This window comes from Rhizobium sp. CECT 9324, assembly GCF_918741265.1.
Lineage (GTDB): Bacteria > Pseudomonadota > Alphaproteobacteria > Rhizobiales > Rhizobiaceae > Allorhizobium.
Genome location: NZ_CAKKMZ010000001.1, coordinates 1,952,359 through 1,964,522 on the forward strand (window position 1 = coordinate 1,952,359; position 12,164 = coordinate 1,964,522).

At 59.2% G+C, this 12,164-nt stretch carries 13 protein-coding genes and 1 tRNA gene; 6 read left to right on the plus strand and 8 right to left on the minus strand.

Features of this window, described 5'->3' with window-relative positions; genetic code table 11:
* Nucleotides 1-45: 45 nt before the first annotated feature.
* The 5 genes from LQ231_RS09645 to LQ231_RS09665 all read left to right on the plus strand — a co-directional run bounded on the left by LQ231_RS09645 (nucleotide 46) and on the right by LQ231_RS09665 (nucleotide 2,896).
* A complete protein-coding gene (locus LQ231_RS09645; protein WP_113140955.1) occupies nucleotides 46-384 on the plus strand; it encodes an integration host factor subunit alpha in 339 nt (112 codons plus the stop codon).
* Between the two features lie 128 nt (nucleotides 385-512).
* The gene (locus LQ231_RS09650) at nucleotides 513-1,049 is read left to right on the plus strand and encodes a MerR family transcriptional regulator (protein WP_113141082.1); all 537 of its coding nucleotides are present in this window, start codon (nucleotides 513-515) and stop codon (nucleotides 1,047-1,049) included.
* A gap of 96 nt (nucleotides 1,050-1,145) precedes the next feature.
* Complete coding sequence (locus LQ231_RS09655) at nucleotides 1,146-1,553, plus strand: hypothetical protein (RefSeq protein ID WP_230171192.1); 408 nt, start codon at nucleotides 1,146-1,148, stop codon at nucleotides 1,551-1,553.
* Nucleotides 1,554-1,645: 92 nt separating this feature from the next.
* Nucleotides 1,646-1,722 (plus strand) — tRNA-Pro (locus LQ231_RS09660).
* A 154-nt stretch (nucleotides 1,723-1,876) separates the two neighbouring features.
* The gene (locus LQ231_RS09665; RefSeq protein ID WP_230171193.1) at nucleotides 1,877-2,896 is read left to right on the plus strand and encodes a PHB depolymerase family esterase; all 1,020 of its coding nucleotides are present in this window, start codon (nucleotides 1,877-1,879) and stop codon (nucleotides 2,894-2,896) included.
* A gap of 15 nt (nucleotides 2,897-2,911) precedes the next feature.
* Here LQ231_RS09665 and LQ231_RS09670 read toward each other — a convergent pair whose 3' ends face one another.
* From LQ231_RS09670 to LQ231_RS09695, 6 genes are all read right to left on the minus strand, one after another.
* A complete protein-coding gene (locus tag LQ231_RS09670) occupies nucleotides 2,912-3,061 on the minus strand; it encodes a hypothetical protein (RefSeq protein ID WP_007598321.1) in 150 nt (49 codons plus the stop codon).
* A 70-nt stretch (nucleotides 3,062-3,131) separates the two neighbouring features.
* On the minus strand, nucleotides 3,132-3,428 hold the full coding sequence (locus LQ231_RS09675) for a hypothetical protein (protein ID WP_113140958.1): 297 nt from the start codon (nucleotides 3,426-3,428) through the stop codon (nucleotides 3,132-3,134).
* Nucleotides 3,429-3,478: 50 nt separating this feature from the next.
* Nucleotides 3,479-4,732 (minus strand): O-antigen ligase family protein, encoded by a 1,254-nt coding sequence (locus tag LQ231_RS09680; RefSeq protein ID WP_230171194.1) that lies wholly within the window; start codon nucleotides 4,730-4,732, stop codon nucleotides 3,479-3,481.
* Nucleotides 4,729-6,288 carry an undecaprenyl-phosphate glucose phosphotransferase gene (locus LQ231_RS09685; RefSeq protein ID WP_230171195.1) on the minus strand — a complete coding sequence of 520 codons (1,560 nt, stop codon included), beginning with the start codon at nucleotides 6,286-6,288 and terminating at the stop codon, nucleotides 4,729-4,731. Before LQ231_RS09685 ends, LQ231_RS09680 begins: the two co-directional genes overlap by 4 nt.
* A gap of 118 nt (nucleotides 6,289-6,406) precedes the next feature.
* A complete protein-coding gene (locus tag LQ231_RS09690) occupies nucleotides 6,407-7,549 on the minus strand; it encodes a glycosyltransferase family 4 protein (RefSeq protein WP_230171196.1) in 1,143 nt (380 codons plus the stop codon).
* Nucleotides 7,550-7,552: 3 nt separating this feature from the next.
* On the minus strand, nucleotides 7,553-8,128 hold the full coding sequence (locus tag LQ231_RS09695) for a polysaccharide biosynthesis/export family protein (protein WP_113140962.1): 576 nt from the start codon (nucleotides 8,126-8,128) through the stop codon (nucleotides 7,553-7,555).
* A 183-nt stretch (nucleotides 8,129-8,311) separates the two neighbouring features.
* On the opposite strand from LQ231_RS09695, the gene LQ231_RS09700 reads away from it, so the two are divergent.
* Nucleotides 8,312-10,525 carry an exopolysaccharide transport family protein gene (locus LQ231_RS09700; protein WP_230171197.1) on the plus strand — a complete coding sequence of 738 codons (2,214 nt, stop codon included), beginning with the start codon at nucleotides 8,312-8,314 and terminating at the stop codon, nucleotides 10,523-10,525.
* A 12-nt stretch (nucleotides 10,526-10,537) separates the two neighbouring features.
* On the opposite strand, the gene LQ231_RS09705 is transcribed toward LQ231_RS09700, so the two are convergent.
* Nucleotides 10,538-11,674 (minus strand): GNAT family N-acetyltransferase, encoded by a 1,137-nt coding sequence (locus tag LQ231_RS09705; protein WP_230171198.1) that lies wholly within the window; start codon nucleotides 11,672-11,674, stop codon nucleotides 10,538-10,540.
* 227 nt (nucleotides 11,675-11,901) lie between these two features.
* Nucleotides 11,902-12,111, minus strand: coding sequence for a DUF2842 domain-containing protein (locus tag LQ231_RS09710; protein ID WP_113140964.1), 210 nt, complete (start codon nucleotides 12,109-12,111; stop codon nucleotides 11,902-11,904).
* Between the last annotated feature and the right edge of the window lie 53 nt (nucleotides 12,112-12,164).

Here is a 12,164-nt window from a genome sequence, read left to right on the forward strand (position 1 = left end):
CTTTACGGAATTCAACAAGATCATTGATTTAGGCGGGCGAGAACTATGGCCGGGAAGACAGTGACGCGTGCGGATTTGGCTGAATCGGTCTTCCGGAAAGTAGGCCTGTCACGCACAGAATCGGCTGAGCTTGTCGAAACGGTGATCGACGAAATCTGCAACGCGATCGTGCGGGGCGAAATGGTCAAGCTTTCGTCCTTTGCCACCTTTCAGGTGCGCAGCAAGAACGAGCGTATCGGCCGCAATCCCAAGACCGGCGAGGAGGTTCCGATCTCCCCACGCCGGGTTATGACTTTCAAGGCGTCGAATGTCCTGAAACAGCGTATTTTGCGCGCTCATATTTCCCGCAAGGCCAAGCAGAAGCCGGTGAACCCCGCCGCATAGGCAATCTTGGCGGCGCATTTCGTCCGCCATCGCGCAACGCTTGAGAAGAGTTGCGGTAAGTCGTTGAACTGCGCAGCGATGAGCGAGGCAGGTCGTTAGCCTGACGCATGAGGAGCGGTGAAATGCAATTGGACAAGAGCCCGGATGCTTTCCGCACCATCAGCGAAGTGGCTGATGATCTCGATCTGCCGCAGCATGTCTTGCGCTTCTGGGAAACCCGCTTTCCCCAGATCAAGCCGCTGAAGCGCGGCGGTGGCCGACGGTACTACCGACCCGATGACGTCGAACTGCTGAAGGGCATCCGCAACCTGCTCTACGATCAGGGTTATACGATCAAAGGCGTCCAGAAGCTGCTGAAGACCAATGGCAACAAGTTTGTCATGGCTGTCGCCACCGGCGATGTGGCGACGATGGAAGCCCTTGTGGCCGCAAATGCTGCCAAGGGTGAAGACCCTAAGCTCGGCGGCGGCTTGGATGAGGATCAACTCGTCGGACGTCCGAAGATCCGCGCAAGCGGTCGTTTCTTTGGATTTGGCAGCGGCAGCGACGACGCATCGGAAATCTCCGTGGGCAAGGGCGCTATCGGCAAGGAAGATCGCGCGTTGCTGCAAGAGGCGCTGTTCGATCTGCTCGAATGCAAACGCCTGCTCGATCAGGTTCGATAACGCCGAACAGATCGGCCATCTCTGGCCGCGGGTGCCTTTCCGCAGGGTGCCAGGGAACCTCTCGGGCTCTTCCTCGTTTACGACCATTAGCGTCACATGCGAGGTATCATGAAATCATATTTTTTCGCTGCAGCTCTGCTCGCACACTCGGCTTCTGTTGTGCCCGTATTTGCCCAGACATCGACGCCGGCACCAAAGACAGTTGAAGATGCATGCGTCTTCGTCGCGAAAAGTATGCTCATGGTGAAGGAGTTGAGGATTGGTGTGGTCCAATCCTTTCCTGAATTGAGCCCGCCAGGCGCCAGGCTGACTTATTCGACCAAGCTGGATGCGAAAGACACCGAGCTTGACCAGGAGATCGAATGCCAGTTCGATCCGGACGCCCAGCCGCTCAAGGTGACGCGATTCTGCATGGACAGCACCTGCTATGCGATCGACAGCGAGGATCAAGAAGATCGTCGCCGTCTGCTGGAGGTTCAGGCCCTGATGGCCCGATTGAAGTAATGATAGCTGCTGCGATTTTTTCAGCCGTTTCCGAGTTTCCCCTTGCACCGCTCCGACTGACTGTCTAAAGAAAACTTGCCTTATAGGCGGGTCGGGGCGTAGCGCAGCCCGGTAGCGCACTTGACTGGGGGTCAAGGGGTCGTCGGTTCAAATCCGGCCGCCCCGACCATTTACTCCTTGATATCCCAGTAGTTTTCCATTTTCGTCACAGATAGAAATGCGGGCTCTGCCCGTAAGAACCATTTTTTCTCGCCTCGTGTCCTGTGTTTGCTGCAATGCAGCATTATATGCGATGATAGAGACTGACAAAGAGCGAGAGCCCGATGCGCTTCAAGATCCCTATGCCGCTATCGTCGATCCTGCGGGAACAGCGCAAGTGGGGCCGAAAGCTGACCGCTGCCATGCGTGTCTTGCCGACAGCAGACACGCCCAAGCCTGCGCCGCGCGCCCGGGCGGGCCGGTCCGGGCTGGTCGAAGTGCCTTCCTTTGGCACCAATCCAGGCCGTCTGCGCATGCTGGAATTCGCCCCGGCTGCCGCCGCCAAGGCTGAACGCGCGACGCTCGTGGTCGTGCTGCACGGCTGTCTGCAGACAGCCGCGGGCTTTGATCACGGCAGCGGCTGGAGCCGTCTTGCGCGCGAGAAGGGGTTTGTCCTTCTCTACCCGGAACAGACCAAGCAAAATAATCAGAACCTCTGTTTCAATTGGTTTCGCCCGAGTGCTGTTGCCAGGGACCGCGGCGAGCTCATGTCGATCCGCCAGATGATCGAGCATTCGGCAAAGCGGCACGGCATCATGCCGGATCGCATATTCATTCAGGGCTTGTCTGCGGGCGCCGCGATGACGGTCGCCTTGTTGTCCACCTATCCGGACCTGTTTGCCGCCGGTCAGATCGTTGGTGGTTTGCCCTATGGATCTGCCCGGGATGCAATGACCGCCCTGTCCGTGATGAAATCAGGAGCCAATCGCAGCGCTTCGGAGTGGGGCGATCTCATCCGCCAGGTTCGCCCGGACACGCAGGCCCAGCCGGCGGTCTCCATATGGCACGGCAGCGCAGATAAGGTGGTCGCGCCGGTGAACGCTGAGGCAAGCCTGTCACAGTGGCTTGATCTCTATGGTCTCACGGAACAGCACGGCGTTGAAGTGGCGACCGCCAACGGAAAGTCACGCATCTGGAAGGATGGCGATGGCAGGGTGCTGGTCGAGTTTCGGATGATCGACGGTCTTGATCATGGACTCCCGGTGACGCGCCGGGCAGGGACGAGCGAGCGCCAGCCCTATATGCTTGAGGGCGCCGTAAGCGCCCCCGTGCAGTTCTATCGAAGCTTTATCAAGCCGGTGTAGCTCAAGTTCTAGCGCTCAGTTTTCTTCCACCGATACGCCGTTTTCGCCGATGCGGAGTTCAACGCCCTGCGGCTTGCTTTCCTCGCGATAGACGTAGGCACCCAGGCCGACGACGGCCACGACGAGTGCACCGATGATGAGGTAGAGGCCATTGCTTCGATTCATGAAATTCTCCTGTCTGTGTCTTTCAGGCAGGTAAGTGATGGAACATTGCTTTGTTCCATCCATCATGAAATTAATCGTCGTTCGTGGCGTTGAGGTTCTCCGGCCGAATGCCATCCACTTCGTGCGGGCGACGGTTCAGGCGGATGCCTTCTCCGCCTTCGCCCCCTTGTCCTGCTTCCAGAAACGCGATGCCCATCTCTTCAAGTGCCGACTGGAGAAGCCCGTAGGCTTCCGGTCCGGCATCATAGGCACGCTCGGTTTCGATCTGCAGGATCATCAGCGCCGAAACGCCGCTTGCTGCAGACAGCTTGTCTATGGTCAGATCGATAAAGGCGCGGGCTGCGCGAATTTGAGCGGCTGAGATCATAAGATCTAATATGGCGCAGGTGGCGCCAGAATCAAATCCTCACCGTGATTTTAGGTGATGGCTCTCCGGCTCGTCCGCTTTTGCCTCTGGTAACGCCATTCCAATGCGCCGCACCCCCAGACGATTCCTAGGATGAGATAGAAATGCCGCCAGTGATCGGTGTCGATGACGTTGCCGATCAGCATGTGTCCGACCAGGACGATCCAGGACACCATCAGGTAGGGCTGCCATGGCCGGTCGCGGAGCAGGTAGCGAAAGCCCATCGCGAAGGTCCAGAGGATCATCGTCACATACGATACAAAGCCCAGCCAGCCATAGGTCATCAGCGATTTGAGCCAGATATTGTGTTCGTCTTCCGGAAAGATCTTGCTGAACATCATCGGCCCGATGCCGAGTGGCCGCTCCATCGCCATTTCGAACCCGAGCCTGTGGCGGGCGAACCGGCCGAGATGACCGCCATCGTAATCCTGGACCAGTTGCGTTCGCGCAAGAAACAGGTCTCGGACCTTCTCGAACTGCAACGCGACGACCAGGGCGAGTACGATCATCGCGACGGCCGCCAGCGACAGCATCAGGATCTTCAGCCGAAATGCATTGGTGCGTTCCTTCAGCAGCATGATGAAGACAAGCGCCAGTGCCGCAAACAGGAACAGTCCCCAGGCTGCGCGGGAGAATGACAAGAAGACGGCAAAGGCGATGATCAGCATGCCGACAATGCGCAAGGGTGCGTCAACAAGGCGCCCGGTCAGGAGACCATGCATCAGGTAGAGCATGGGACCGACCAGAAACGGGCCGAACACGTTCGGGTCCTGGAATGCGCCCATGGCGCGGTCGTATCGGGTAAAGATCTCGGCACCCGGGAAAGCATGGAAATATCCCAGGATGCCAAGCATGCCGGTGATCACGGCCGCAGCCACCCAGGCCTGGAAGATCAGCTTCAGCCGCTGATGGCGGTCTTCGATGATCGCGGCATAGAAAACGGCGGTGATGGCCAGGAAAATCGATACGGCGACATAAAGGACCTGGTCCGTGACGATATCGCGCAACACGGTCAGCGACAGCATGCCGCCCACATTGAAGGTCAGGAGAAGCGCAAGCAGCGGGGCGACCGCGCGCGAGATTTTCAGCCCGAGCAGGAACCATAACGCCACCTGTACGACCATCAGCAATTCATATGGCGCCGGTTCGGAGATCACGAATCCGGAGAGGAACACGCCGAACGCAATCAGAGATGACGCGATGATCTGCATGGCCGCTGCCTGCGGCCTGAATGCAGCCGGCGGATGGGCGGCGATCGAGCTCAATAGGCATTTTCCGTGTTGAGCAGACGGATCGGCGTCAGGAACAGGATCTTGAGATCGAAAAGCAATGACCAGTTCTCGATATAGTAGAGGTCATAGGCCGTGCGAAACTTGATCTTGTCATCGGTATCGATCTCGCCGCGCCATCCGTTGATCTGCGCCCAGCCGGTCACGCCCGGCTTGACCCGGTGGCGGGCGAAGTAGCCCTCGACGACGTCGCCATAGAGCTTGTCGCGTGTCTGGCCGAGAATGGCATGCGGGCGCGGACCGACGAGGGAAAGGTCACCGCGCAGAACGTTGAAGATCTGCGGCAATTCGTCGATCGATGTCTTGCGGATAAACCGGCCGACAGAGGTGACACGCGGGTCATTCTTGGTCACCGCGTTGCGCGCCGTCGGATCGCTCATCTCGGTATACATCGAGCGGAACTTGAGGACGTTGATGATCTCGTTGTTGAAGCCATGGCGTTTCTGAACAAAGAAGACCGGGCCTTTCGAGTTCAATTTCACGGCAAGTGCTGCGCCGATGAACACCGGCCAGAGCAACAGCAGAGCTAGAATGCTGAAAAAGATGTCGAAAGCCCGTTTCGCCACAGAATCCCAGTCGCGGATCGGCTTGTCGAGAATGTCGAGCAGCGGCACTGCGCCGACATGCGAATAGGCACGCGGGCGAAAGCGCAGATTGTTCGAATGCGCCGCCAATCGAATATCGACGGGCAATACCCAGAGCATTTTCAGCAACTGCATGATGCGCGCTTCGGCGCTGAGCGGCAGAGAAATGATCAGCATGTCGATATGCGCAAGCCGGGCAAACTCGACCAGTTCGGCCACCGTGCCGAGCTTTGGATATCCGGCGATCATGTCCGGCGATCGCTGGGCATTGCGATCATCGAAGATGCCGCAAATGCGGATGTCATTTTCCGGCTGCTGCTCCAGCGCACGGATCAGGTCCTTTGCCGGTTTGCCACCGCCGATAATCACTGCCCGACGCTCCATCACGCCGTTTCTTGCCCATCGGCGGATGCCAAAACCAATGAGGTTGCGCTCGATGAACAGATAGGCTGCGCCGAGCACGAAGCAGGCCGCGAGGATGGTGCGGTAATGGGCGTCATTGGTCAGGAAAAGCAGGTTGACCAACGCAGTCATGGCGACCGCGGCCATCCAACTGGCCAGCACACGGCCCATGAATCGCATCGGTGTCCGCACGATGGAGACATCGTAGCAATCGGCAGCCTGCATCAGCACCAGCGCCAGAGCCGCAATCACAACGCCGTTGACCGCCGAGCTCATGAGATGATCGTAGGGCTCGAGCGCGAAGAAGAAATTGGCGGCGAGCGCTATGGCAAACAGGCTGAAAAATTCGAGGAAGCGAAGCTGACCGATGATGATTGACGGCGAATAATTGACGTCGCTGTATTGGCCGGCGATCTGCCGTGCAAGTGCGCTGATCTCGACCGGTTCTGTCGGGCCCTTGGCAGCGTCAGGATCCCTGGCTGCCTCGCTCGCCCTCTGGCGCATGGCGCCGAGGTCGAATGCGTCTGGCTTATCAACCTTGTTCATTGCTCGCTCTCGCATGTGGGTGCGCGAACGCTAGCAGCAAGGTCCTAAGAAACGTTTGAGGCTTTGCGGTCAAATGACGACATTCTGTGCCAATCTGGCGCAGTGCGGTCTCCGCCGGTTAAGACACGATCAAGTGTCTGCGATAGAGGGCTTCGATTTCATTGGCCATCACCGACGCGGAGAAGCGCGACTGGAATTGCTGGCGCTTAGGCATCGTGTCGGCCCCCCAGGCAGGGGTGAGGATGGCTTTTGCCATGATCCGGGCCAAAGCCGTGGCATCGCCGGGCTCCACCAGCGCTTCGCTGGTTGCGCCGAGGACCTCCGGAATGCCGCCGACGCGGGATGCGATCACGGTTTTTTCGGCAGCCAGAGCCTCCAGCACTATGTAGGGCATGGCTTCTGCCCGCGACGGCACAACGATGATGTCGGATTTTGCAAAGGCCTGCTTCACCGGCATGGCGGGCAACACGTCGACGCGGGCGGAAAGCCCCATTCGTTCAAGCATGATCTGGTATCGTGCCTTGTCGGGACCATCGCCGACAACCAGTCCCTTCAGCGGCCGACCGACGAGTTTTTCGGCTTGGGCAAAAGCCTCGATGAAGACATCGGGTCCCTTCATATCGCGCAGCATCCCGACATAGAGCAAATCGACCCCGTCGGCACCCGTCGGGATCGGCTCGAAGTCGTCGTCCCGGATGCCGTTATAGATACGTGCCGCGTCGCAGCGCGGTTTGCCGATCTTGGTCTCGTAGGTATTGCGCTCGTAGTCACAGACAAAGGAAATCGCTTCCGTCATATGCTCAAGCACCCGCTCGATCGTAAACACCGCTTTGCCTGAAAGCTTGGTGCTGGAAAAGTGCAGGCTGCCCCCGTGGGGCGAATAGAAGCGGGAAACGCGATACCTTTTAACCCGCAAGGCTGAGCCGATGACCCGCGCAAGCACACCGCCTTTGGCGCCGTGCCCATGCAAAATGTCAGGCCGCAATTCCTCGATTTTCTTGTAACTTTTGATCAGCGCAGCGAGATCTCCGGGGCTGACCGAGCGCCGAATGGGCATCCGGGTGAGGCCAAGCGAGAGATAGGGAGCGATCTGCGCGAAAAGTTTGTCTTCATGCTCGCTGCCGGTGGAGCTGTCGCACACGATACCGACCTGGTGTCCGGCCCGGCTATGGTATTCAGCCAGATCGCGCACATGGCGAAAAATTCCACCGATGGGCGATCTGAAGCAGTGAACGATGCGAAGTGATCCCGTCTCCTGCATAGATCAGAACAGCCGCTCACGAACGTAGATCGTGTCGCCGGCGAGGATCGGATCGGTGATCGGCACGCGTCCGGTCAGGATCTGTCCATTGATCTTGCGGGTGACATCGACATCCTGCTGGTTGGCGCGGCTGGAAAAGCCACCGGAGACAGCGATGGCGTTGATGATGGTCATGCCGGGCACATAGGCATATTGCCCGGCCTGGCCAACTTCACCCATAATGAAGATCGAGCGATAGCGGTCGATCTCGATGGTGACATCCGGATCGCGCAGGTAGCCCTGCTTGAGCTTCTGGGCGAGGGCGCCTTCGAGCTGGGTCAGAGACGCACCGCGGGCCGGGACCTGCCCGACAAGCGGGAAGGCGATATAGCCGGCTTGGTCGACGGTATATGTATTGCTGAGACTTGGTTGCTCGAACACGGTGACGCGCAGACGGTCGCCACTGTCCAGCCGGTAAGGCTGGATGGTCGCCTCATGAAAGACTTTCGGCGCCGGGCGATATCCCGCACAACCAGCAAGTCCCGCGGACAGAACTGCTGCCGCGAGCAACAATATCCCGTTTGTACCAGCCCTTGCCATGCGCCGACGCGCTCCCGATCATTCAATTCGTTGCCCCGTTATCAATCGGTTAGGGTTAACACCGGGTAAAGAAGGACGCGTCGATCGCTCAGTCTCGGCCGGATCGACAGCCAGCCGCAACTATTAACGGTTGAGTTACCATGTTCATTTACGTTTGGCCCGAATTTGTACCGGGAGTTGGGCATGTCGAGTTTAGGCAACGGTCATCAGGACGTGGATATCGATCTCGCGCAGCTTTTCCGTGCCGTCTGGTCGCGGAAGGGAACGATCCTGGCCGCAACCGCACTCACCGGAGCGCTGGCCTTTGTCGGCGCGAGCCTGATGGATCCGACTTATGAGGCCGACGCGCGGGTTTTGATCGAGCCGCAACAGCCGACATTTTCATCGCCGGGCACGGCCTCGGGCACAAGCGAGCCGCCGTCGGACGAACTTAATATCGTCAGCCAGGTCCAGCTTTTACAGTCTGTCGACTTGATGAAGCAGGTCGCCCGCGATCTGAAGCTCTATGAGCGCGAGGAATTCGACCCGGACACCAAGCCGTCGGCCATATCCGATTTTCTTGTCCTGTTTGGCCTGAAGAGCAACCCGCTCGAACTGCCGCCGGAGCAGAGAGTGCTCAAGGCCTTCAAGGAAAAGCTGCAGGTCTACCAGGTCGAAAAGTCGCGCGTGATCGGTATCGAGTTCACCTCGAAGGATCCGGCGCTGGCGGCAGCTGTTCCGAATGCGATCATCGACGTCTATCGCTCGCTGCAGAGCGGCGCGAAACTCGACAGTAATTCCGACGCGGTTCGCTGGCTGGAGACCGAGATTGCCAATCTGCGCGAGAAAGTTCGCGATGCCGAGCAGAAGGTTGCCGAATATCGCTCCTCTGCCGGGCTGATGCCGCTGGGCACCGATTCGTCTTCGTTCAGCGCCAAGCAGTTGTCGGATATATCGTCCGAACTGGCACGTGTGCGCGGCGAACGGGCCGATGCGGAGGCCAAGGCACAGAACGTCTTGGCCGCCGTGAAAAGCGGCAGGCCGACAGATACGCTGGACGCCGTCGCCGGATCGGAATCGGTCCAGCGGTTGAAGACGACGGAATCCCAGATACGCGGCCAGATATCCGATCTGTCGACCACCTTGCTGGATGGCCACCCGCAGATGAAGGCATTGCGCGCGCAGCTTTCCGGCATCCGCGAGCAGATTGCGGCCGAATCCTCCAAGATTGCCGCCAGCCTTGAGAATGACGCGGCGGTTGCCCGCGAACGCGAAACCCAGTTGATCGCCCAGTTGAACTCCGTCAAGGCAGACAGCGCCCGGGCGGGCGAAGACGAGGTGGGTATGAATGCCCTCGAACGGGAGGCTGCGGCCCAGCGCCAGTTGCTGGAAACCTATCTTGCGCGCTATCGCGAGGCTTCAAGCCGTCTCGGGGAGGGGGCAAGCCCTGCGGATGCGCGTGTTGTCTCGAGCGCGATCGAGCCCTCCGAACAGAATTTCCCCAAGGTTATCCCGATCACCATCGTCGCCGCCCTGGCAACGCTCATCCTGAGCGCGGTTCTGGTCATGATGCTGGAGCTCTTCAGTGGTCGGGCATTGAGGCCGACGGACAACCGCGCAGAAGATCGCGAGCCCGGTGATACCTTCGACCCACCGTTGACAAACCCATCGTCTCCTGTTTTTCCGGCTCCGGTTGCGGTGTCCGCAAACGAGATCGAAACGCCTGCCGACAATGCCTTGGCGGAGGAGATGGAGCAGTTTCTCGATCTTGAACCGGAAAACCGCGATGATGACGATGCGCCGGTTGCCACCGCAGCCGAAGAGGAAGACGAATTCTCGGTGTCTGCCGTTGCGACCTATCTGATCGACGAGCAGACCCGAATTGCCTTTGCGATATCGCCTTCGGGCGATGATGGTTCGACGGGTACTGTCCTCTTGGCACGTGAACTGTCTGCCCGCGGCGTCAGGGTGGTTCTCGTCGACATGACCGGGTCTGCCTGCCCGACATTGCTGATGGCACCCAATCCGGATCTGGCCGGTGTCACCGATCTCTTGTGCGGCGACGCCGCCTTTGCCGATACGATCCATCCGGATCGCCTGTCGGGTGCGGATATCATTCCGCAGGGCAATTCGGATATTCGTCAGGCGATGCGCGGCGCGGATCGGTTGTCGATGATCGTCGATGCGCTCGCTGACGCCTATGACATGGTTCTTGTCGAATGCGGTCCGGCCAATGCCGAAGGCGTTGCACGTCTCAGCCGCAGCGGCACGCATGAAATCATTCTCTCCGCCCCCGAGCCCAATCCGGAGGAGCTTGCCGAAATCATGGCGGCGTTCGAAAGCGCCGGCTATTCGGATCTGGTTCTGATGGCCGCAAGTGTGCCCACGCCCGATGATCGTGACCGCGACGCGGCCTGATCTTCCGTTTGATCAACCGTCGACGGCTGTGGGTTTGCCCGAGGCCGTCGTCGCCTGTGCCCGCAAACGCTGCAGCAGCGCATAGAGATGTGCATTGCCCTTGATCGCCGCCTTGGTTCGCGTCACGCCTCTTTGGGTGAACGCCGCCAGACGCCCAGATGCTGTCAGCGGCAGCAGGATATCGTGCTGCACGGTTTCCTGCGTGCACCAGCTCCGCTTGTATTCCTGATCGCCGATGCCGAAATCGAAGAGTGCAGCGCCATTGTGGCAACTGCGTTCGATCATCAGCCAGAACAACAGCTCGCCTGGGCTGGCCTCGGGAACCAGCGTGTCGTCGATCGAGCCGAATTGGCAGATGACATGGTCTCCCTTGCGTGACAGCCCTGCAATGGCGGCAATCTTTCCGTCGTTCTCTCCTTTGAGACGGATCGCATGCAGTTCGAGCGGAACATCCAAGCCACCGCGATCGAGGTCGAGCAGCATGTGAAAGAATGCCTGAGTCTCGGGCGCCTGAAATACATTCGGCAGGCCGAAAGCTTTGAAACGCGCGGACTTCTGGGCAAAGAACAGTTCCAGAAAGCGAGCCTTGTCCGCCGAGGATATGGCTCGCACATGCTCGAAACCGCCCGCACTTTCCATTTTGCGGACCTGTCCCCGATATTTCTTCCGGCGTCGCTTGGCGTTGAGCGGCGCAATGGTCTGGTCCATGTCCGCACCCAGCGACAACTGGAAGGAATGGTTCTGGTTCTCGACCGTTGCCAGTTCCGCCAGAGGGTGACGTTCGCCACACCATTCCAAGGGGATGTTGCAGAGGCTGATCAAATCGGCCCGGCCTGACAGCGCTTCGCGCAGAGCCTTGGTCATTTCGGCCGCCGGAATACCCGGAGCCTTGGCGCGGAAATCGGCGGAGAACAGTCCACTGTTGAAATTGGTGAAACGTGTCGCGATGAACTGGGCGCAACGAACCATGTTCAGGCGCTGGATTTCCAGTGGCAGCAGAAACGCCAGCACACCATCAACGCGGCCCTCGACGATGGCGAGCGGATGGCCGTGGGTCTTGACCCACGCGCAGCACCAGTCATAGCCTTGATGCAAGGAATTGCGAGGATCGGCCTCGAGAAGGCGCCAGTCGTGTTGCACAACGGACATGGTATCGTGCGCGCGAAGCGTCAGCCGCACAGAGGCTGCGTCAACCGCAACGGTCCCCGCTGTTGCCTTTGTCTCTGGTCGTAATGCTTGCACGCGCGATCTCCCGTCCGAACGAATACGCCGGGACGAGGCTAGCCGCCGATTGGCAAAATTCGGTTAGCGCAGCTGACCGACGTTTGAATTGCCGGTGAATGCGGTGAACAGAGGGTTAAAGTGGGTGCGCGAACCTATTTGCGGATCGGGCCGGCCATCCACCTGATGATCAGCATTGCCGGTAGAATCCACAGGACACCGGTCAGCGTGAAGTAGAGCACATGAACCCACCACGGCGACGCGGCGAGCGTTGCAGTCGCGATTGTGGTCGCCAGCAGCGCGTAGACAAGAACCAGGATGATGATCAGAACAGTGCCGATGAATTTGCGCAGTCTGATGGGCATGGCATATCCTTTTGCTTCCGTCGATATCGCGGCAGGGCGCGCGGTGACGCGAC